We start from the raw sequence: 21,809 nt of genomic DNA on the forward strand, positions 1-21,809 counted from the left end.
AAGGACTTGTCGGCCTATTGAAATGGTTGCCAAGCAACCAACCAGCCGTCGCACGACATCTTTGTCATTGATGTCACACAGCTGAAATCAGCAGCCTGGAATCCCGACCGCCCGGTCGGTCGCCTCACGCCACACGCGGGTGTAAGACGGACCGGGACCGAAGGTTTGGCCAGGAGGCACCGTGATCCGCGACGAGTTGCGACCGATGGAGTCCGTCTCCGATCCCGAGACCGCCGTGGACCGCCTGGAGGCGCTGCACGCGGGGGCGATCGAGGCGCTGCAATCGGCCCTCGCGCGCTACCTCGACGGGGGAGCCCCGCCGGACGCGACGGAACGGCTTCAGTTCCGCTACCCCGAGCTGCGCCTGACCTACCAGCCCGCCGGGCCGATGCCGCAGGTGTCCCGCGCCACGGCGAAGCTCCAGGCTCCCGGCACCTACGCCACCACCGTGACCCAGCCGGCGCATTTCCGGGGCTACCTCCTGGAGCAGCTCCGGCCCCTGGTGCGCGACTACGCCGTGACCCTCGAAGTCGGGCTCAGCGCCCAGGAGATCCCCTATCCCTACGTGATCGAGCCGGGCGCCGATCTCGGCCGCAGCGGCGTCACTCCGCGCGATCTGGCCACCTACTTCCCGGTGCCGCTGCTCTCGGTGGTGGGCGACGAGATCGCCGACGGGCTCTGGCACGACGTACCCGACGCGCCGCGCCCGCTGGCTCTCTTCGACGCGATCCGGACCGATTACTCGCTGCGCCGCCTCGTCCACTACACCGGGAGCGACTGGGGCGACGTGCAGCCCTGGATCCTGCTGACCAACTATCATCGCTACGTCGACGGCTTCATCCGCCACGGACTCGAGCGCCTGGCACGCGGCGACGACGGCTTCGAGCGCCTGATCCTGCCGGGCGGCATCTCGGTGTCGCGCGCGGAAGCCGCCTCGGTCGACCCCGCGGCGCTGATCGCCGCCTCGCCCTGGCACAAGTACCAGATGCCCGCCTACCACCTGGTGGCGCGCGGCCCCGACGGCAGCCAGCAGGGCACGACCCTCGTGAATATCGGTGTCGGCCCCTCCAACGCGAAGACCATCACCGACCACCTCGCGGTCCTGCGCCCGCATTGCTGGCTGATGGTCGGTCATTGCGGCGGCCTGCGCCAGTCGCAGACCATCGGCGACTACGTCCTCGCCCACGGCTATCTCCGCCGCGACCGAATCCTGGACGAGCTGGTGCCGCCCGACGTGCCGGTCCCCGCGCTCGCCGAGGTGCAACTCGCCCTCCAGGCGGCGGCCGCCCAGGTCACCGGCGAGACCAGCGAGGACCTGAAGCGCCGCCTGCGCACCGGCACGGTCGTCACCTACGACGATCGCAACTGGGAGCTGCGCTTCAGCCAGGAGCGCCGGCGCATCAACCTGTCCCGCGCCATCGGCGTCGACATGGAGAGCGGGACGATCGCCGCCCAGGGCTACCGCCTGCGGGTTCCCTACGGCACGCTTCTGTGCGTCTCGGACAAGCCGCTGCATGGCGAGATCAAGCTGCCGGGTGCGGCCAACGCCTTCTACGAGCGCGCGGTGGCCGAGCACCTGCTCATCGGGCTCGCCGCCCTCGACAATCTGAGGGCCGAGCGCCACGGCCTGCATTCGCGCAAGCTGCGCAGCTTCGACGAGCCGCCGTTCCGATAGCGCTTCAGGCCGGTTCGATCGTCGGGTCGGGAAGTGCCGCCGGCTGGTAATCCGGAAACAGCGCCCGCACGGTGGTGCCCTCGTCGGGGACGCTCTCGATGACAAGGCGGCCGCGGTGGCGGTTGACGATGTGCTTGACGATGGCGAGGCCGAGGCCGGTGCCGCCCTGGTCGCGGCTCGAGGCGACATCGACCCGGTAGAAGCGCTCGGTCAGGCGGGGGATGTGCTCGGCCGCGATGCCCCGGCCCTGGTCGCGGACGCTGAGCTCGACGTTGGCCCGGCCGCTCGCCGGATCGGTGTGGCGCCGGAGCGCGACCGCCACGCGACCGCCCCCGCCGCCGTACTTCACCGCGTTCTCGATCAGGTTCTCCACTACCCGAAGCAATTCGTCGCGCTCGCCCAGGATGGGGAAGGCGCCCTCGGCCTCGATGGTCAGCGCGACGCCGCGGTCCCGTGCCAACGGCCCCTGCGTGTCGACCATCTCGCGGGCGATCCGGGTTAGGTCCACCGGCCGGGTCGGCGCCACGTGCTCGCGCAGCTCGATCCGCGACAGCGACAGGAGATCGTCGACGAGGCGCGCCATGCGCTGCGCCTGCGTCTTCATGATGCCGAGGAAGCGCTCGCGGGCCGGAGGGTCGTTGCGGGCCGGACCCTGCAGCGTCTCGATGAAGCCGAGCAGCGAGGCCAGCGGCGTGCGCAACTCGTGGCTGGCATTGGCGACGAAATCGACCCGCATCGCCTCCAGGCGCCGCGCCGAGGTCAGGTCGCGCAGGAACAGCACCACGTTGGGCTGGCCGCCCACCACCCCGTCGGGCATCGGCAGGGCGCCGATCTGCACCTCGAAGGCGCGCTCGGTCGGCACGCGGGTGGTGTAGAGCGTCTTGAGCGAGGCGCCGTTGCGCAGAACCTCCTCGATGCCGTCGAGGACGTCGGGCGCGCGCAACGCGAAGGAGAGCGGGTGGCGCAGCTTCAGGGCCGGCAACAGGGCCCGGGCGGCCGGATTGACCTCGATCACCACGGCGCGGCGGTCGACCAGGATGACGGGATCGGGGATGTTGGCGAGCAGCGCCTCCGCCACCGAATGCCGCGAGGCGGCGATACTCTCCGGCGCCCGGATGATCGGGGCACGGCCGAGACTGCCGATGAATCCTGCGAGCCCCGCCGCGGCGAGGGAGGCGGCGACCATCGGCCAGTCCAGGGTTCCGCGCGCGAAGGAGACGAGGCCGATCCCGATCGCCGTCAGGGCCGCGGCACTCCAGGCCGATCGGCGCATGCCGCGTGCCATTCAGACCCTCCGGAACGATGGACCTGCGTCAGGCCCCGAGATCGCGCGTGGCCGTCTCGCGTGCGCTCTCGATCTCGCGGCTCGCCTTGGCGTCGCGCGACCGCTTCACGATCTCGAACACGGTGAGCATGGCCAGCGCGATGACGAAGGGCACGAGATAGTAGCAGACCCGGAACAGCAGCAGCGACCCGAGCACCTGGTCGCGCGGCAGGCTCGACAGCGCCAGCAGGACCGTCGCCTCGAACACCCCGATGCCGCCGGGCGCGTTCGACGCGATCCCGAGCATCGCCGCCAGGACGTAGATCGCCACGAAGGTGGTGAAGCCGATGGAGGTGCCCGCCGGCAGGAGCACGTAGAGGGTGGCGGCCGCCGCGCAGACATCGCCGATCCCCACCACCATCTGGCTCAGGGAGACCGAAGCGCCGGGCAGTTCCAGGCGCCAGCTCTTCACCCGCACGTGGCGGCGCTTCATCGAAACCCAGAGCAGGTAGGCCACCACGGCGACGAGCGCCCCGAAACCGACGCCCTGGTTCAGCGCGATGCTGGTGAAGGTGAGAGCGGCGAGCTGGCCTGCCTCCGCGATCAGGCTGAGGCCGAGGACGACGCCCATGCCGAGCCAGAAGGTGAAGCCGGCGATCACCGTGAGGGCGGCGATCTTGGCGGCCCCCAGCCCCTTGCTGGAGTAGATCCAGTAGCGGATTGTCCCGGCCGTCAGGAGCGGGAAGCCCAGGGTGAAGCTGACCGCGTAGCTGGTGAACGAGGCCAGGGCCGTGGTTCGGTACGGCACCTTGAGCTTGAGCTGTCGCAGCGCCAGGGCGTCGTAGCAGGTCAGGAAGAGGTAGCTGATGGCGACGAACAGGAAGGCGAGGCCGAGCTGTTCCCCCGAGGCACCGGTGAAGGCCGCGTGCATCTCGGCCCAGGTCACCGTCTGGACGAGCTTCCACAGGACGAACAGCGAGCCTGCGAGGATGGCGAGGCTGGCGATGGTACCGAGCCAGGCGTAGCGGCCGCGCAGGCCACCCTTCGGCGCCTCGGCCGCCACCCCGTCGATCGGCGAGGCCTCGGGCGCGAGCACCTCGGCCGTCTCGATCTGCTTCTGCTGTCTCGCAAAGTTCATCGTGTCGGCGTCCGCCTCCGCTGGGCTTCCCTCGCTCGGCCTCGTCGGCGGCATAGGTCATCCCGAGCTTGTGCCGGACCACGGCCCGTTGCCCGCATTTAGGGGCATCGGCGGGCAATTGCCAGCGAGAGAGGCGCAATGCCCACCGGCGATGCAGGCCCGTGCCTCGGCCAGTCCGGCCCGGATGCGCGCGGTGACGCTCGGCGCGGTGCAGACATAGGTCGGGCTCGGATGGGGAATCGCCACCACCGTCAGGTCGGGCCGCAGGGCGGCGAGGTCCCCATGCATGAGGCCCGCGACCCGCCCGGAGAGCACGACGACGCGCAGGCGCGGAAGGCAGTCCAGCAGGGGCGCTAAATACGGCGCCGCCTGACGGATCTCCGAGCGGCGCGGGGACCGGTTCAGCGCTCCGGGTGCGTGGATCACCCACGGAATCGTGTTCCAGATCAGGGTGTCGCGCCGGGGCAGACCGGCCTCGGCGAGGAAGCGGAACAGGTTGGCGGCGGTGCCAGTGGGATTGTCGCGCGAAACCAGGCCCGTGCCGCGGATCGCCGGCCCCGGCGTCTCCAGCAGGAGCAGCAACCGGGCCTCGACGCCGCCGTCGAGGGGGGCCGGGTCCGGAACCTCCGCGCCCCGCTCCCGTGCGATCCGCTCGGCCAGAGCCCGGATCGGGGCGATATGCGGACGTGCGAGAAGCGTTTTTCGAGCCGCGAGAACGGCCGGGTCCCGCAGGGACTTCGGATGGTCCGGTGCCTCAGACGACATCGGCGACGAGGCGCCCGAGCGTTGCGGGCAGATCGCCCTCCAGGCGAAAGCGTTCCAGGCCGCCTTCCTGCTCCAGGCGCTGGGCCAGGCCTTCCGGGCCGCCGAACTGGAAGCCGAGCTGCGTCGCGTAGGCGGCGCAGGCCGCGCCCTTGGCCGCGCGGCCCTCGGGGCCGGACCGAGCTTCCACTTCCGGCAGGCCGGCAAAGCGCGCCCGCAGGGGTTCCTTGGGGGTCTGGTCACGGATCGTATAGGGGAAATCGCGCCACCACAGGATCGGTGCGACCGGCTCGGCCGCGTCGAGAGCGCGAACCACCTGGACGTGATCGACATGGCCACCGATCGCCTGGGGCGCCAGGATGAGATCCGGCGCCATCTCGGCGATCAAGGTGCGAATGGCTCGGGTCAGGTCGGGCACGATCCCGTCATCGCCCCGTACGTCGCGAAACAGCTCGGGCGCCGAGTCGTAGCCGCGATGCGGGGCCTCCCGGAAGGGCCAATGGCGCGGGGGAGCCAGCGAAAGGGCGGCGATGGCCGCCGCATCTTCGGCCCGGCGCAGGTCCATGTAGTCGATCTCGAGTCCGAGACCCTTGTCCGTCTGGCAGGCGAGGGCGAAGCCGGTCGGGTTCCCCACCGAGGCGGTGAACACCGTCACGGTCTCCACGCGCCAGCCCGCTTGGCCAAGGCCATGGAGCAGCCCACCGCAGGAGAAGGCGGCGTCGTCGAGATGCGGCGACAGGGCGAGCGCGGTCGGCATCGGCTCAGAGCAGGTGCGGTTCGGCGCGGAAGCGGCAGGACGGGTCGTGCGGCAGCGTCGTCGGGAAATCGGTCGCCGGGCGCTCGTTCACCACGCGTGCGTACGCGTCCATGATCTGCCGTCCGACCGCGCGCCAGGAATAGACCCGGCGGCACTCGGCGAGCCCGTCTTCGGCGAGGCGCCGGCGCAGGGGGGCGTCCTCGATGATCCGACCCAGGGCTTCGGCCAGGGCCGGCACGTCACCGGGCTGGACCATGAGGCCGTTCTCGCCGTCGCGGAGGCAATCCGAGACGCCGACCGAGTGGGTCGACACCACCGCGAGCCCGGCCGCCATCGCTTCCAGGATCGTGTTGGAGAACCCTTCCGCATAGGTCGGGGACACGAACACGTCCGCCGCCCGGTAAAGCTCCGGCACCGTGTCGTAATCGGCGTAGCCGGTGAACCGGATGGCCGTCTCCGAGAAGTTCAGTTCGGCGGCGCGGGCCTTCGACGAATCGACGTCCGGCCCGATGCCCGAGATGACGGCCTCGAACGGAATGGCCCGGTCGCGCAGCAGTGCGAGGGCGTCGATGAGGTCGAGGACGCCTTTCCGGCGGTCGACCCGGCCGTGGTAGAACAACCGGACCGGGCCGTCATGCCCGCCGGGTCCGGGCGTGAAACGCGCGGTGTCGACGGCCCCCGGCACGATGGTGAAGCGGGCCGGGTCCGAGCCCAGCCGGTCGCAGACCTCGCCGACGAAGGAGGCGCCGCCGATCAGGAGGGCGTTGGCGTGGGCGAGCACTTCGCACATCGCGACCCGGTGGGTTTCACAGCAGGAGCCGACCCAGTGGCCGTCGCCGCCCTGGATCGAGACCACGTTGGGCACGCCGATGTTTCGCGAGGCCAGCAGCGTCGCCCATCCGGTCGGGTAGCCGTACTGCGCGTGCAGGATGTCGAACGGCGCCTTGGCGTGCTCGGCCTCGATGGTCGCCACCATCGTGTCGATGTCGCGCTCGAAATCGCCGCTCTCCTGCTCGCCGAGCTGTTCCAGGCCGATCACGGTCACGCCGGGGACGGCGGGGGGCGGGCCGCCACCATACACGCGCGTACCGAAGGCGTCGCCGCGATATTGCGAGATCATCGTGACGTCGTGGCCGGCCTCGACCAACTCGCGCAAAAGATTCTGCGCGTAGACGCTCATGCCGGAGATCGCCGGGAAGTAACGGCGCGAGACGAAGCAGATCCTCACGCAGAGGCTCCCGGGTTCGGATTGCGGCAGGCGCGCAGATACTGGAGGGAGGCCGGCACCATCAGGTCGGCCCGGTGGCTCTCGCGGGAGAGCTCGACGCAGACGAGTTTTTCGAAGTGGATCGCGTCGAGGGCGGCGAGCACGGAGGGGACATCCATGTCGCCCTCGCCGAAGGGCAGGTGGATGTGGATGCCCCGGGCCATGTCCTCGATCGCCACGGTGCCGATGCGGTCGGCGAATTCGCTCACGGCGACGGCCGGGTCGCGCTCGCCGGTCACGAGGCAGTGACCGGTGTCGAGGGCGAGCCTCAAGCCCGGCACGTCGAGGGCATCGAAATCATCGAGGGTCTCGATCAGCATGCCGGGCTCGGGCTCCAGGCAGGCGACCACGTTCTGCTCGGCGGCGTAGGCGACCACCTCGGCCAGACCCTCGCGCAGCCAGCCTTCCGCGTCCGCCCGATCGATGCCGGGCTTCGTGACGCCTGCCCAGAACGAGACGGCCTCGGAATGCAGGATGGCCCCGATGTCGATGGCGCGTTTGAGGAAGCCGATGCGCCGGGCACGGTCCGCGGCATCGCCGCTGACCAGGGTCGGCTCGTGCTTGGCGCGGGGGTCGAGGAGGAAGCGGGCGCCGGTCTCGATCACCGAACCGAGGCCGAGGCGCTGCAGCCGGCTCGACACCCGCTGTGCCTCCTGCACCCAGTTCTCGGCGAAGGGATCGAGGTGGTGGATGTCGAGGGTCAGCGCCACGCCCTGGTAACCGGCTTCCGCGATGAGATCGATCGCGTCGTCGAGGCGGTGATTGGCGGTGCCGTTGGTGTTGTAGGCAAAGCGCAGGCTCATGCGGCGCGTCCCTGCTGGGCCAGCCGGAACGGCGCGTGGTGCGATTCCGGCTCGCGGTAGAGCGGGTAATGCGAGCCGACGATGCGGTCGGCGAGCGCGGTGTCGAACAGCGGCTGCCCGCCGAAGCGCTCGATGGCCTCCGGGGTGAGGCGCACGGGCTTGAGGGTGTCGGTGGCTTCGCCGAAGCGGATCAGCGGATGGTCGCGCTCGATGAGCTTCTGCGTATTGCGCTCGCCGATGCGGTGATAGCTCATGGTCTCGACCTCGAGCCCCGGCACGATCGCCTTGACCACGCCGACGCGACCGCCCGGCGGCGAGCAATCGACGTAGAGCACGTCGAAGCCGGCCTGTTCCAGGCGCTCGCGGGCGATGCGGCCACGCGCATGCCCGTCCGGCGCTTCCGTGGTCGGCAGATCGGTAAAGCGCTTGGTCGCACGCTCGGAATAGACGGTGTCGCGTAAGGTGGCGGCGATGCCTTCCGGCGGCTGCACGATCCATTCGAGCATCGCCTTGAGGGCGCGGCTCTCCTCCAGGTCGAGGCTCGGCAGGGCCTTGTCGATGAAGGCCTTGACGTAGCCCGGCGGCGTCACCTGCTCGGCGAAGGCCAACGGCCCGTGGCCGAAGGCCTTGCGCACGCGGGCGGCCTGGAATTCGAGAAGTGCCTTGCGCAGCGCCCGCTCGCGGTCCGGGTCGCAGGCCTCGCCGCAGGCCGAGAGCGCGATCGGCACCGGCGTATCGGCGAGATTCCGGTCGTAGCCGACGACGTACAGGTTGGTCAGGCCGAACTGGTCGGTGGCGAATTTCGGCAGGGCCTTGATCCCGAGCGATTCGAGCCGGTCGAGCATCCTCCGCGTCTCGGGTCCGAGCCCGTCCGACAGGTCGAGCACCACGCCCTGGTCGAGAGCGCGGAACAGCAGGCCGTTGCCGTCGCGCTGGAGCAATTCGAGCAGTCCGTGCCCGAGGGCGAAATCGACGTCCGGACCGGCGCCGAGCCCGTTGGTGATCAGGTTGGTGAAGGGCTTGTAGCCCTCCGACAGCTCGAAATAATCGGTGGCGGCGATGTCGAGCGGCATCAGCACCGTTTCGCCGGTGCGGGCGCGCAGACTCGCCGTCCATTCGAGCGTGGTCCCGCGTCCGACCGGGCTGCCGGCGGGCAGGCACAGGGTGAGGGGATCGGCGACGGCACCGGCGCCGTAGACCCGCACGAGGTCGTCGTAGCTGGCCCGCTCCTTCTTGCGCGGCATCACGGCCAGCGACGGCATCAGGTTCTCGGCGATTTCCGCCACCGCGCCGATGATCGCCTCGTCGTCGGTGGCGCCGTAGCCGATGCCGCTCGGCATCGCGCCGACGAAGAACGGGTCGTCGAGGAACAGCGACACGAACCAGACCGGGATACCGGTCCGGTCGAGGGGCGCCAGGGGGAAGCCGACGATGCGGCCCTCCGGCAGGATGTCGAGATAGGCCCGCACCGGCTCGGGCAGAGCGCTCGGCAGGCCCTCGATCCGGCGGGGACCGCCATAGGTGTAGGCGCGCGGCGCCTTGATCCGGCTGTGGCGGGCGCGGTCGTCCTGGTCCTGCTCGTTCACGGTGGTGCGTTTCCGTTGTTCAGGCCGACGCGGCGTAGGCGCGGGCCAGCAATCGCATGGTGTGAAGGTCGCGCGCCGCACTGTAGGCCTCGCGCTCCTGCGGCCGGCGCAGCGCCGATCCGAAGGCCTTCACCTGTTCCAGGAAGGGCGACGCCGCCCCGTCGAAGGGCAAAGTGTCGGATGTGCCGGTTGACCCGTCGGTGAACGACAGCGTCCCGCCCGCCACCTGTCCCATCGTATCGACGGCGGTGAGCAGACCGTTCGTGCCGGTGACTTCGAGGCGCCGGCGCGGCAGGACGTCCGGACAGTTATAGGCGACATGGAGGTTGGCCAGCACGCCCGAGGGCGTGCGCCCGATCAGCAGCGCGCCGTCGTCGACGGCATAATCCTGCGCCCGCGCCTGGGTCAGGGCGGCGAGATCGTGGATCGACTCGTCGAGGAGGAAGTCCACGAGGTCGAGGCCGTGCGGAGCGAGATCCATCAGGGCGCCGCCCCCGGCCTTGGCCGGGTCGATGCGCCAGTTGTCCTGGCCCGTGAAGGAGGTCCAGGCGCGCGGCAGCCAGCAGGCATAGACGATCCGGATCGCCGTCACCGTGCCGAGGCGGCCCGCCCGGACGGCGTCGCGCATGGCGCGATGGGCCGGGTGGTGGCGCTGGTCGAAGGCGGTGCCGTAGAAGGTGTCCCTGCCGCGCAGAGCCTCCACCATGGCTTCGGCATCGCCGAGCGAGGCCGCCATCGGCTTCTCGCACAGGATGGCCTTGCCGGAACCGGCGAGCGCCTCGATCGCGGTGCGGTGGAGGTGGTTCGGCGTCGCGACGTAGACCGCCTCGATCTCGGGGTCGTTCACCAGGTCGGCGAGATCGGCATAGGCCCGTGCCCCCTCGGCCTCGGCCGCCGCGCGCGACGCCTCGCCCGGATCGGCGACGGCGACGAGGCGATGGCCGGCGGCCCGGATACCGGGCGCCATGTAGTCGCGCGCAACCCAGCCGTAGCCGACGATGCCCCAGCGGACGGGCTCCATCACCAGCGCTCCGGCAGGTCGACATAGGTCCGGTCGCGCACCTCGGTGCTCTCCGGCGCCTCGGATCCGCCCTGCCAGTCGATGGCCTCCGGTCCGTCGAAGACCTTCGGATAGGTGGCGCGCGCCGCGTACTCGGCCTCGTAGCGCTCGGACGGCCACCGGATGGCGTGGCGATCCCCGGACTCCGAACCGTAGAGCGGGTTCAGGTGCAGCGACCGGCCGGGGCGCGGCATGGCGATGCCGTCGATCACCGCGCGCGGCGCCGGGCGCATGCCGGGGCCGGCCACCACCGAGAAGGCCTCGCAGCCGGTGAGGTCGTGCGGGCTGCGCGGGTGCGGCGCGCGCCGCTCCACCAGGGCGCGGGTCAGTTCGTCGTCGTCGTAGACGAGACCGTCGGGGAACAGGTCGTCGATCTCGGCGGCCGAGACGGCGCGGCCGGCGGAGAAGCCGGGGCGGTCGCTGTTGTGAATGTGGCTGAACGCCAGCCAGCCGTCGTCGCCGGCGTTCTGGCGCAGGCATTCCAGCACCTCGGCCTTGCGGTCGAGGAAGTAGAAGGCGTCGTTGCAGACCACGAGGTCGATCGGCGCGCCCGGGATCGGCCAGTGCGGAGAATGGGCGTCGAAACAGACGAGCTGGGCCGACTTGCCGACCACCCAGTGCCGGGCGACCCAGAGCTTGGCGAACACGACGTCGGCGCCCGCGACCTTGACGCCCCGGGTCTGGAACTCGCGCAGGTAGTGGCCGATGCCGCAGGCGAATTCGAACACGCAGATGGGGTCGTTCCAATGCGCTTCGAGGAGCGTCAGACCGGCCAGGAACGTCGGGTCGGTCCAGCGATGCAGGAAGTAATCGCCGACCCGGCCCCATCCGAGCAGGCGCACCGCATCGCGTAGCGAACGGGTGTCGCGCTCGCGGATCAGCTCATGCAGATCGAGCGGATCGGCCGGTGGGCCGGTCCACCAATCGTCCTGGTCGGCGAGCAGACCTTCGAGGGCCAGGTTCACGTCGCCGGCATCGAGCAACTTCAAGGTCTGGGCGACGAGATCGGCGCGGTTGGTCCTGAGATAGGGAATGCCGTCGATCACCGGCCAGCGCGCGCCGCTCTGGGCCTCGCGCAGCGAGTGCGGCGTGTCGGCCTTGAGGGGCTCGCCGCTGTCCGGAGAGCGGAGGTCGAACGGGATCATGCTGAAGCGCCCGTACGGTCGCGAGGTCTGATCACGGGATCCGCATGTCCGCGAGGACCCGATCGTGGAAGCCTTTCACCGGCCCCGCATGGACGAGTTCCATGTCGTCCAGGACGGTGCCCATGGTCAGGCTCGCGGCCTGCAGATGCTGGGCGATCTGCAGCACGCGGTCGATGCAGTCGGCAGCGTGGAAGGCGCGGCCCTCGGCGGTGGCATCGTCCGGCAGGATGGCCCGCGCCCGCTCCATCGTCTCCCGCAGGGCCGGGTCAAGCTCGTCCAGCGCCCATTGCGTGGTCCGGGCCATGATCGGCAGCAGGTGGTCGCCGAGCAGCATCTCGCCGGTGAAACCGGCATCCGGCATCGCGGCGTTGTGGAAATGATGCGCCATGGCGGCGAGGAACACCTGCGTCGGGTCGGCCCGGTAGAACGGGCTGAGGACGACGCCGTAGACCGCGACCATCAGGCAATGCTCGGCGTGGTTCTCGGGTGGCTCGAGCAGGATGCGCGGCTTGCCCGGGCAGGTTACGCCGGCCCGGGGCTGATGGGCCAGGGCGGCGACGAAGCCGGGCAGGGGACCCTGTACGAACGTGGCCGGCTGGCGCAGGGCCGCCCGGAGGCGGTCCCGCAGGACCGGATCGACGCTGTCGGCGACCGCATCGAGGCCGGATACCAGCACCTCCGCCACTGCCGCCTCGTCGAGACCAGCCGAGGCCAGGAAGGCCGCGTCGAGATCGCAGAGGCGGGCGGCCGTAAGCGCCTTGGCGGTGATGTCGAGGGCGACCGCCTCGGGCGGGGCGCCCCCCGTGAGGGCGCCCCAGCCCTGGGCGAACAGGCGCTCGGCGATCGAGCCGGTGCGCCCGGCCGAATGCACGCGCTTGAGGTCGTTGACCTCGACGAGGAGGGCGCGCAGCGCCAGCGGGGCCGCGGGACCGGCGCCCTCCGTCTGAGCGGTCATCAGTGAGCGCCGAGCCAATCGAGCAGCATGGTCTGCTGCTTGCCGAAATCATGCTCGGGGCCGTGGCCGTTCTTCACCATGGGCGCCTTGAAGAAGCTCGAAAGCTGCTCCTGCGGGCCGCCGTCGCCGCGCTTCTTGGCGAGATCGAGAACGCGGGCGATCTCGATGACGAGAGGGGCCGCCAGGATCGAGTCCTTGCAGAGGAAGTTGACCTTGATCTGCATCCGCTGACCCAGGAAGCCGGTGACGTCGATGTTGTCCCAGGCTTCCTTGTCGTCACCGCGCGGGCGGTAATAGTGGATGTGGACCAGATGGTCCTCGACCGGGTAGCCGAGGATCGAGTCGAGCACCGTGCCCTTGGTGTTCAGCTTCGACTGGAGCGAGTCCTTGTCGTTCAGCGCAAGGCCGTCGCGATTGCCGAGGATGTTGGTCGAGAACCAGCCATCGACGTGCAGGGCGCGGGCCTTCAGGGCCGGGGCCAGCACCGTCTTCATCATGGTCTGGCCGGTCTTGCCGTCCTTGCCCGCCACGGGGACGTTGAGGTCCTTGGCGAGTTCGAGCAGGGCCGGCACATCCGCCGCCACGCTCGGGGTGAAGTTGGCGTAGGGCACGCCGCTCTTGATCGCCGCATAGGCGTAGAGCATCGCCGGGCTGATCGACTCGTCACTGCTGTCGAGGCCCTTCTCGAAGGCGGCGGTGGAGTTCAGGGTCGGATCGGACAGGTCGGGCCAACGCTCGGTGGAGGCGAGGTTGATGACCACCACCTCGTCGAGGTTGCTCTCGGCCTTGAAGCGGCGAAGATCGTTGGCGATCACCGAGACCGCCTCACGGTGGTCCTTGGCGACGATGCGGTTGGCACCCTCGATGTTCTTGCAGAACTTGGCGCTGCCGACGGCAGGCCAGGGCTTGATGCCCTTCAGGACCTGGGCGCCGTTCTCGATGTCCTGGGCGGAGAGGACGCCGTGGCCGGTGGCCGCGGAGCCGAGGTCGTCGTCGTTCAGGTCCCACCCGCCGAACACGAGATCCTTGTAATCGGCCATTCCAGCGACGGAGACGCCCGCCAGGGGCAGGCCGTCGAGGCGGTTCGATCCGGATTTGATCATCTCGATGCCTGCGATGGCGGTGGTGGCGACAGCGCCACCCATGCCAACGAACGCAACGCCGACACGGCGACCGGTCTGCATGCTCATTGGAAAACGGCTTCCTTCTTCAGGTCGAACGGGAGCCATTCCCAACCCGGGGGCCATTCCGCTCAGCCCTCACTAACTGGGCTTCCGAGGTTGCGTTCCAACCCTGGCCAGGACGCCTTTTTGACGCGGTATGACTGAACGACGGCCGAACGAATCGTTAAAAATCCGTAAATACAATGGCTTAACTCAACGTTAAGGCTGCCATCGTTGAATCACGGAGCTGTCCCATTCTGGTCACAGCGACCGGCGAGACGTCCTCTCGCTGAATGACAACGAAGCCGCGCCCACGAAGGCAGCGGTACGAACAAGGACCAATGATGGGGGTTTTCCCGGAGCCGGCGCTCTGCGCCGACGACGTGAGCCGTCTCGTGCCCAACGAGACCTTCAATGCAGACGATACCGTGGCGTGGCTGCCCCGGACCGAGCGCCGTGCGCGCCGGAACTTCGCCGCTCTCGGCCGCCGAACCCTCGCCACGCTCCTGGCGGGCGCCATTCTGGGCGCAGCCCTTCCGCAGAATGCCCTGGCACCGGCAGCCGCTGCCCACGACCGGATCGACGAGCGCGCCGTGACGGCGCAGGCCCTGGCCCGTGAAAGCGCTGCGCCGATCCCAACCGCACCGGTCCTGGATCTTGTTTCGGATCTTGCGCGCGACACCTCCAACGCATCCGATTGGGCGGGGGTTCCCGTCATCGAGCAGGAGCCTGCCACTCTGACGCTGATCGAGAGCGATCTGGCAGCCCTCGCTCCGAGCCGGGATGCCAGTGGGGCGGAGCACCTGCGCTTCGGCGACATGGCTGTGCGGCGCGAGATCGTCGACACCATTCTGCGCGCCGCGACCGAAACCGGCGTCGATCCGGCCTACATGATGGCGCTCGCCGACAAGGAGTCGAGCTTCTCCACCACGGTCAAGGCGTCGACCTCCTCCGCCGAAGGCCTGTTCCAGTTCCTGTCGGGCACCTGGCTCGAACTCATCCGCACCTATGGCGCCCGGCACGGGCTCGCCGACGAGGCGGCGGCCGTGAAGGGGCGCGGCAGCGCGATCACGATTCCCGACGAGGCCACCCGCACCCGCGTGCTGCGCCTGCGCCAGGACCCCTACATCGCGGCCCTCATGGCGGGCGAACTGATCAACCGCGACAAGGGCCGGATCGAGCAGCGCATCGGCCGCGACCTGTCGACGGCGGAACTGTACTTCGCGCATTTTCTCGGGACGGCCAGCGCCGGCCGCTTCCTTGCGCTCACCGCTGAGAAGCCCGACCAGGTCGCCAAGCAGGTGTTCAAGGCGGCCGCCAAGGCGAACCGCAGCCTGTTCACCGAGAAGGCCGGCAAGGGTCGCCGCAGCCTCACCGTCGCGGAGGTCCGGGAAAAAATCGGCGGCATGATCGATCGCCGCCTCGACCGCTACGAAGGCGTCGGTGCCCTCGCGGCCCCGGAGGCGAAGGCCGAAGTGACACTGACCGAGATCGACACCGACCCGGCGCCGGCGGAGGCCGGCAAGCGCGTCCACGTCACCGAGGCGCTGGCGCCCGCCGAGTGAGGCCTGTTCACCCCGTGCGTGTCCGCCGACTTGAGCACCGGTCCGGCAGGATCAATCGCGGGTCTCCCTCCCGTCGAAGCAGGGCATTTGCAGAAGCCGTTTCGCTTGTCGGAAACCCCCTTGCGGCACGCCGTCATCCCGGGGCCGCGCGGCGGATCACGGGTTCCAGAAGCACAGGTGGCGCAAGACCTTGCGCCGTCGGCGGATCTGGATTGCACGCCGCTGGCGCGCCCCTTCGGTACCGGGCTCGCCTGCGGCGCCCCGGAATGACGGTGTGGTGCCATCTGCGATCCCCCTGCTGTGCGGGAGAGGGCGCCCTGATGCGCAGTCGTCGTCGTCAATCGCCGCGCATGTCCGCGCTCAATGCCCGGCCGGCGTCTCGCCGCCGAGCTTGACGTTGCGCAGGATCATCGCGAGGGGCACCGCCGCCCCGGAGACGAGGCAGAGCGACCAGAACACGTCGATGTAGCCCCAATAGGCGACCTGGGTCTGCAATTGCTGGCCGATCCAGGCCATGGCCTGGTTCTGCGCCTCGACGCCGCTGGCCCCGTGGGTCTGGAAGTACCGCGTCGCGGTGCGCAGAGCCTCCTGATAGTTGGGGTTGGCGCTGGAGATGCTCTCGCCGAGGCGGCTCTGGTGGAATTGCTGCCGGTAGGCGAGCACGTTCTGAGCCAGGCTCACGCCCATCGAGCCGCCGACGTTGCGGGCGACGTTGATCAGGGCCGAGGCCTGATCGGTCTGCGACTTGGCGATGCCGTCGTAGGATGCGGCCGTGATCGAGATGAAGATCAGCGGCAGGCCGATACCGATATAGATGCGCGACCAGGCGAAGAACCAGAAGCTGGTATCGCCGTACAGGCGGGTCAGGTCGTACATCGCGGCCGAGACGATCGCGGCGCCGATCGCGATGAGGTATTTCGGCTGCACCTTGCCGGAAATGCGGCCGACCACCAGCATCATCAGCACGGTGACGAGGCCGCCGGGCGCCAGCACGAGCCCAGCCAGCGTCGCGGTATAGCCGAAATATTCCTGCACCAACTGCGGCACGAACTGCGTCGTCGCGATCAGGATGGCGCCGGTGGCCATCATCACCAGGAAGCACGAGCCGAACTGGCGGCTGCCGAGGAGGCGAAGGTCGACCACCGGGTTCTTGCGGGTCAGCTCCCACGGGATCATCGCCACGAAGGCGAAGGCGCAGATCACCGCGAACACCACGATGAAGTTCGATCCGAACCAGTCCTTGCGCTGACCCTCGTCCAGGACGACCTCGAGCGCGCCCAGGAAGGTCGCGACGAGGAGGAACCCGATCAGGTCGAAGCGCACGCCCTCGCGGCGCAGGCGCTTGCGCTCCTCCACCGCTCCCGGCGGGTCCTCGAGCAGCATGTGCATCAGCCCCAGCGCCATGAGGCCGATCGGGCCGTTGATCAGGAAGCACCAGTGCCAGGAGACGTTGTCGGAGAGCCAGCCGCCGAGCGTCGGGCCGATCACGGGCGCCACCACGACGGCGAGGCCGTAGAGCGCGAAGGCCTGGCCCCGCTTCGCCGGCGGGAACGAATCGGCCAGAATCGACTGGGCCAGCGGCGCCATGCCGCCGCCGCCGAGACCCTGGAGCACCCGGAAGACCAGGAGCGATTCGAGGTTCCAGGCGAAGCCGCACAGCACGGAGGCGACGGTGAAGAGCGCGATGCTCCACATGAAGAAGGCCTTGCGGCCATAGCGCTTGGCCAGGAAGCTCGAAGCCGTCAACACGATGGCGTTGGCGACGAGGTAGCTCGTCACCACCCAGGCCGCCTCGTCCGGTCCCACCGCGAGGCCGCCGGAAATGTAGCGCAGGGCGACGTTGGCGATGGTGGTGTCGAGCACCTCCATGAAGGTCGCTAGAGAGACCACGAGGGCGATGGCCCAGGGATTGTGGCCACCCGGGGCCTTCGCCGACGCGCCGCTGTCCGCGGCGCTCATCTCACGTGCACGCGCGGCACGATCGACATGCCCGGCCCGATCGAGACGTCGGTCGGCCACTGGTCCACGACGATCTTCACCGGGATGCGTTGGACCACCTTGACGTAGTTGCCGGTGGCGTTCTGGGCAGGAAGAAGGCTGAAGGCGGTTCCGGAGCCAGGCTGCACCGAATCGACGTGGCCGGTGATCTTGCGATCGGGATAGGCGTCGATTTCGATGTCGGCGTGCTGACCCGGCCGCATGTCGGTGATCTGCGTCTCCTTGTAGTTCGCGATGACCCAGATGTCGTCGGGCACGAAGGTCGAGAGCGTCTGTCCGGCCTGGGCGAACTGGCCCTTGGCGCCGGAAAGCTGGACCACCCGGCCCGCCTGCGCGGCCGTGACAGTGGTGTAGCCGAGATTGAGCTCGGCCTGGGCCAGTTGGGCCTTGCTGGTGGCCAGACTGGCTTCGGCGCCCGCCTTCTGGGCGGAGAGGGCGCCCACCTGCGTGCGCGCCGCCGTCAGGGCCGCTTTGGCACGATCGTCGGCGGCCTGCTGCTGCTCCAAGGTGGAGGACGAGGATTGCGAGCGCTGGATCGTCCCGGCGCCCTTCTCGGCGAGGTCGCGATACCGGGCCGCGTCCTCGCGGGCGAATTTCAGGGACGCCTCCGCCTGGGTCACCTCCGCCTGCGCCGCGTCGACCTGAGCCTTCTGGCCTTCGATCTGCGCCTCGAAGTTGCGGATCGAGGCCTCGGCCGAGGCGACCTGGGCTCGCGCCTGCGCCAGAGCCACGTCGTAGTCGCGCCTGTCGATCTGGAACAGCACGGCGCCGGCCTCGACATGCTGGTTGTCGGTGACCGGCACGTCGACGATGTAGCCGGCAACCTTCGGCGCGATCGAGAATTGCCGCGCATCCACGAAGGCGTCGTCGGTGGATTCGTAAGGGTGCAGGGCGGTCAGCCAGTACAGATAGACTCCGACCGCGAGGACCACGAAAGCCACCGCGATCCCGAGCGCCCAGAATGGATGCCGGCGCAGGATGTTCGGCTTCGTCTCGGAGTTCTTGTCCTGGGCGGCCTCGTCTTCGGCGCTCGCACCATCGGGCGACGATTCCGCCTCGTCCGCCCCGGAATCTCCGGGCGCCTTGCCTTCAGGATCCGAAGGCCGCGTCGCGCTGTCCCGTGCCGGCTGGCGCCGCCCGGTCTGCTGGTCCTGAAGCATCGGCTGACCGTCCGCACGCATCCATGGGCCGCCCGGTTCCCGACCGCGCAGCCCGTAACTCCCACCTCGGCGACAACAAGAAGTAGCGCTCCGGATTGTTCCCGGGCGCCTCCGGACATTCGACGTTTTGGTCTTGATCCGCACGGAACGTCCCGATTTCCGGATGCGTTCACGGGCGAGGCGGACGCTCCGCCTGCAACCTGTAGGAGGTTCGTATGGCGACCGGTTCTCCCCTGTCTTCTCCCGGCAGAGCCAGCCCGGGGGGCACCCCGAGGCTCGACGCGATGAGCACGGTGCTCGCCCGCAACTGGTGGCTGGTCGCCCTGCGCGGGGTCGTCGCCATCCTGTTCGGCCTCGTCGCCTTCGTGGCGCCGGGCGCGTTCGTGCTGTCGCTGGTGCTGTTCTTCGCCGCCTACATGCTGGTCGACGGCATCGTGGGCATCGTCGCCTCGGTGCGGGCGGCGCAGCGGCACGAGCGCTGGGGCTTCCTGCTGGTGGAAGGGCTCCTCGACATCGTCGTCGGCATCGCCGCCGTGATGGTGCCGGCCGCCGCCGTCTGGGCCTTCGTCTACCTCGTGGCGTTCTGGGCTCTCGTCACCGGCGGCCTGATGGTCGCGGCCGGGTTCCGCCTGCATGCCCATTACGGGCGCTGGTTCCTGGTGCTCGGCGGGGTGGTGTCGATCCTGTTCGGGATCGCGCTGCTGATCAATCCCGGCATATCCGCGCTGGTGCTGGCCTGGTGGATCGGGTCCTACACGGTCGCCTTCGGCGTGTTGCTGGTCATCCTCGGTCTGCGCCTGCGCGGACGCCACGCCGAAGCCGGTCGTCCGGCCCCCCTCGGGCGGTCCTGAACGGCGTAGCCTTGGCCGCGGGACATGGTCTAGAACCGGGGCCGAGACCGTGCGGCGCCGAGCCGTCGCGCGTCGTTTGTCCGTGATCATGGCCCCCGATGACCTCTCTCGACCCGGAACGCCCGAGCCACGAGAGGGCGGACCCGCCCCGGACGACGCCGGCGCCCCCCGAGGATACCCGGGCGGCCGCCCGCGAGGCCGCGGCCGCGGCCAAGGTTCTCGGTCGACAACTCGGCGTGCTGGCCCTGGGCGCCGCGCGGGGCGCCGGTCGCCGTGCGGCCGGCGCGGCACAGGCCGCCGGCCCCGCCTGGAAAGGGTTCGCCCACCGCATCCGGGCGCGCCCGCCCGCCGCGATGCCGTCGACCAAGGCCGCCGCAAGTTCCGCTGCCCCGAATCCCGTTGCCCCAAGGCCCGCTGCGACGCCCACCGGCCCGGCCGCGCCGGCCGCCTCCCTGGCCGGTCGCCTGCGGCGCCGGCCCTGGGTCGCGGCCGCGCTCGCCGTCGTGCTGCTGCCGCTGGTGTTCCTGGCCGGGCTCGTCCTCTACAGCTTCGCCACCCTGCCGCCGCTCGGCGGCGTCGTGCCGGAGACCGGGCAGCGGGCGATCACCGTCGAGGCCGATGACGGACGGGTCTTCGCCACGCGCGGGGTGTTCCAGGGCCAGAAGCTCACCGCCGCCGAGATGCCGGCCCATCTCGGGCAGGCGATCATCGCCATCGAGGACCGGCGCTTCCGCTCGCACTGGGGCATCGATCCGCGCGGCTTCCTGCGCGCCCTCTACCGCAACGCCATCGGCGGCGGCGTGCGCGAGGGCGGCTCCACCATCACCCAGCAATATGCCCGGCTCACCTCCCTGACTCAGGAGAAGAGCCTGCGCCGCAAGATCCAGGAGGCGTTCCTCGCCCTGCGGCTCGAAGCCACGATGTCGAAGGACGAGATCCTCCTCGGCTACCTCAACACGGCCTATTTCGGAGCCGGCGCCTATGGGGTCGACGCCGCCGCCCGGCGCTATTTCGGCAAGGGCGCCAAGGCCCTGACGCTGCCCGAGGCCGCGATGCTGGCCGGCCTCGTGCGCGCACCCTCGCAACTGGCGCCGACGCGGAACTTCGGGGGCGCCAAGGAGCGCGCCGACGTGGTTCTGCAGACCATGGTCGAGACCGGGGCCATCACGGCCGCCGAGGCCGACAAGGCGCGCGCCCAGACCATCACCCTGCGCACGCCCCCCGAGACGCCGCCCGGCACCAACTACTTCCTCGACATGGTCTCGGCGGAAGCCAAGAAGCTCGCCGACGCGCCGGGCGACGTCACGGTCCGCACCACCCTCAACCTTGATCTGCAGAGCCTGGCCGAAGGCGTCGTCGCCCGCCGCCTCGATGCCGAGGGCGCCAAGAAGAAGGCGAGCCAGGCCGCCATGGTGGTCCTCAACAAGGAGGGCGCGATCCTCGCCATGGTGGGCGGTCGCGATTACGAGGACAGCCAGTTCAATCGCGCCACCCAGGCCAAGCGCCAGGCTGGCTCGCTGTTCAAGCTGTTCGTCTACCTCACCGCCTACGAGACCGGCTTCAATCCCGACACGGTGCTGGTCGACCGGCCGATCCAGATCGGCGATTGGGAGCCGCAGAATGCCACCGGCCGGTTCAAAGGGGCGATGCCCCTGCGCAGCGCCTTCGCGCAATCGATCAACACCGTGGCGGCGCAGCTCGCCGACGAGGTCGGCATTCCGGCCGTCATCGCCACCGCGCACCGGATGGGCGTGACCTCCGAATTGCCCAACGTGCCGAGCCTGGCGCTCGGCTCGGCCGAGGTGACGCTGCTGGAGATGACCCGGGCCTATGCGGGCGTGCTGGCCGGCACCGTGCCGGTGGACGCGCACGGCGTCCATGCCATCCGGGGCGCCCAGCCGCAGCCGCTATACCTGCGGGCCGAGACCAAGGGCGGCACCGCGATCCCCACCGAGAGCCGGGCGATGATGCTCGATTCGCTCCAGGCCGTGGTCGATGGCGGCACCGGCAAGGCGGCGCGGGTCTCCGGCCTGCCGGTCGGAGGCAAGACCGGCACGACGCAGGATTACCGCGATGCCTGGTTCATCGGCATGACGCCTGACCTCATCGTGGGCATCTGGGTCGGCAACGACGACAACAGTTCGATGAACCGGGTCGGCGGCGGCGACCTGCCCGCCAGCCTCTTCCGTGATTTCGTGCAGCGGGCGACCGCGCAACTGGCCAAGGGTCGCAAGCGTCCCTCCACCGCCCGGGGGGAAGCGGCCCGCGCCGAGCCGCCGCCCGCCCGCGAAGTCTCGTCCCAGCCCAACGCCTCCCCGGGGACCGCCGCGACCGTGCGCGGCGTGCCCGAGGTGATCGACACCGGAACCCTGGCGTTCCGGGGCCGCACCGTCCGGCTCGCCGGCGTCGAGGGGGAGGGCGGCGCCCTAGCGCGGCAGCTCGCCCGCTACCTGCGCCGCCGCGAGGTCACCTGCATGCCCGCCACCGAGGGCCCCGGCGAACAGCTCCGCTGCCAGATCGACGGCGACGACCTCGCCTCCCTGATCCTCACGGCCGGCGGCGCCCGCGCCACCGAGGACGCCCCCGCCGACCTCCTGGCGGCCGAGGAGCAGGCCCGCTCCGAGCGGGCCGGCCTGTGGAGTCGCCGATAGCGCGCTTCG

17 protein-coding genes are annotated in these 21,809 nt (G+C 69.9%); 4 read left to right on the forward strand and 13 right to left on the reverse strand.

Going from position 1 to position 21,809, the window contains the following annotated elements; all coding sequences use genetic code 11:
• The first annotated feature begins 205 nt into the window (after positions 1-205).
• The gene (locus ASF57_RS13885; RefSeq protein WP_210166826.1) at positions 206-1,675 is read left to right on the forward strand and encodes an AMP nucleosidase; all 1,470 of its coding nucleotides are present in this window, start codon (positions 206-208) and stop codon (positions 1,673-1,675) included.
• A gap of 4 nt (positions 1,676-1,679) precedes the next feature.
• Here ASF57_RS13885 and ASF57_RS13890 read toward each other — a convergent pair whose 3' ends face one another.
• The 11 genes from ASF57_RS13890 to ASF57_RS13940 are packed head-to-tail and all read right to left on the reverse strand — an operon-like array spanning position 1,680 to position 13,602.
• On the reverse strand, positions 1,680-2,960 hold the full coding sequence (locus ASF57_RS13890) for an ATP-binding protein (RefSeq protein ID WP_056484244.1): 1,281 nt from the start codon (positions 2,958-2,960) through the stop codon (positions 1,680-1,682).
• A gap of 28 nt (positions 2,961-2,988) precedes the next feature.
• Complete coding sequence (locus ASF57_RS13895; RefSeq protein ID WP_056484587.1) at positions 2,989-4,077, reverse strand: lysylphosphatidylglycerol synthase domain-containing protein; 1,089 nt, start codon at positions 4,075-4,077, stop codon at positions 2,989-2,991.
• Positions 4,078-4,134: 57 nt separating this feature from the next.
• A complete protein-coding gene (locus tag ASF57_RS13900; protein WP_082503945.1) occupies positions 4,135-4,842 on the reverse strand; it encodes a uracil-DNA glycosylase in 708 nt (235 codons plus the stop codon).
• Positions 4,832-5,596 (reverse strand): PIG-L family deacetylase, encoded by a 765-nt coding sequence (locus ASF57_RS13905; protein ID WP_056484247.1) that lies wholly within the window; start codon positions 5,594-5,596, stop codon positions 4,832-4,834. Before ASF57_RS13905 ends, ASF57_RS13900 begins: the two co-directional genes overlap by 11 nt.
• Before the next feature lie 4 nt (positions 5,597-5,600).
• Entirely contained in the window at positions 5,601-6,824 is a 1,224-nt protein-coding gene (locus ASF57_RS13910; protein WP_056179638.1) for a glycosyltransferase family 4 protein, read from the reverse strand.
• Positions 6,821-7,666 (reverse strand): sugar phosphate isomerase/epimerase family protein, encoded by an 846-nt coding sequence (locus ASF57_RS13915; RefSeq protein ID WP_056484250.1) that lies wholly within the window; start codon positions 7,664-7,666, stop codon positions 6,821-6,823. Before ASF57_RS13915 ends, ASF57_RS13910 begins: the two co-directional genes overlap by 4 nt.
• Positions 7,663-9,252, reverse strand: a complete 1,590-nt coding sequence (locus tag ASF57_RS13920; RefSeq protein ID WP_056484254.1) for a YcaO-like family protein — start codon at positions 9,250-9,252, stop codon at positions 7,663-7,665. The genes ASF57_RS13915 and ASF57_RS13920 overlap by 4 nt, the downstream gene beginning before the upstream one ends.
• Positions 9,253-9,271: 19 nt before the next feature.
• Entirely contained in the window at positions 9,272-10,273 is a 1,002-nt protein-coding gene (locus tag ASF57_RS13925; RefSeq protein ID WP_056484259.1) for a Gfo/Idh/MocA family oxidoreductase, read from the reverse strand.
• Positions 10,273-11,457: a methyltransferase domain-containing protein gene (locus tag ASF57_RS13930; protein ID WP_056179650.1), complete on the reverse strand. Its 1,185-nt coding sequence runs from the start codon at positions 11,455-11,457 to the stop codon at positions 10,273-10,275. The genes ASF57_RS13925 and ASF57_RS13930 overlap by 1 nt, the downstream gene beginning before the upstream one ends.
• Positions 11,458-11,488: 31 nt before the next feature.
• A complete protein-coding gene (locus tag ASF57_RS13935) occupies positions 11,489-12,412 on the reverse strand; it encodes a hypothetical protein (protein ID WP_056484262.1) in 924 nt (307 codons plus the stop codon).
• Entirely contained in the window at positions 12,412-13,602 is a 1,191-nt protein-coding gene (locus tag ASF57_RS13940) for an inositol-3-phosphate synthase (RefSeq protein ID WP_056179656.1), read from the reverse strand. Before ASF57_RS13940 ends, ASF57_RS13935 begins: the two co-directional genes overlap by 1 nt.
• A gap of 314 nt (positions 13,603-13,916) precedes the next feature.
• Between ASF57_RS13940 and ASF57_RS13945 the strand changes: the two genes are divergently transcribed.
• Positions 13,917-15,140: a transglycosylase SLT domain-containing protein gene (locus tag ASF57_RS13945; protein WP_056484265.1), complete on the forward strand. Its 1,224-nt coding sequence runs from the start codon at positions 13,917-13,919 to the stop codon at positions 15,138-15,140.
• A gap of 360 nt (positions 15,141-15,500) precedes the next feature.
• Here ASF57_RS13945 and ASF57_RS13950 read toward each other — a convergent pair whose 3' ends face one another.
• A complete protein-coding gene (locus ASF57_RS13950; RefSeq protein ID WP_056484268.1) occupies positions 15,501-17,099 on the reverse strand; it encodes a DHA2 family efflux MFS transporter permease subunit in 1,599 nt (532 codons plus the stop codon).
• Positions 17,096-18,298 (reverse strand): HlyD family secretion protein, encoded by a 1,203-nt coding sequence (locus ASF57_RS13955; RefSeq protein ID WP_082503971.1) that lies wholly within the window; start codon positions 18,296-18,298, stop codon positions 17,096-17,098. The genes ASF57_RS13950 and ASF57_RS13955 overlap by 4 nt, the downstream gene beginning before the upstream one ends.
• Before the next feature lie 215 nt (positions 18,299-18,513).
• Here ASF57_RS13955 and ASF57_RS13960 point away from each other — a divergent pair, with 215 nt between their 5' ends.
• Together ASF57_RS13960 and ASF57_RS13965 are read left to right on the forward strand one after the other, a co-directional pair.
• On the forward strand, positions 18,514-19,149 hold the full coding sequence (locus tag ASF57_RS13960) for an HdeD family acid-resistance protein (protein WP_056484271.1): 636 nt from the start codon (positions 18,514-18,516) through the stop codon (positions 19,147-19,149).
• 98 nt (positions 19,150-19,247) lie between these two features.
• On the forward strand, positions 19,248-21,800 hold the full coding sequence (locus ASF57_RS13965) for a PBP1A family penicillin-binding protein (protein ID WP_056484274.1): 2,553 nt from the start codon (positions 19,248-19,250) through the stop codon (positions 21,798-21,800).
• Positions 21,801-21,809 lie beyond the last annotated feature (9 nt).

Origin of the sequence: Methylobacterium sp. Leaf117 (genome assembly GCF_001422985.1) — a bacterium.
GTDB lineage: Bacteria > Pseudomonadota > Alphaproteobacteria > Rhizobiales > Beijerinckiaceae > Methylobacterium.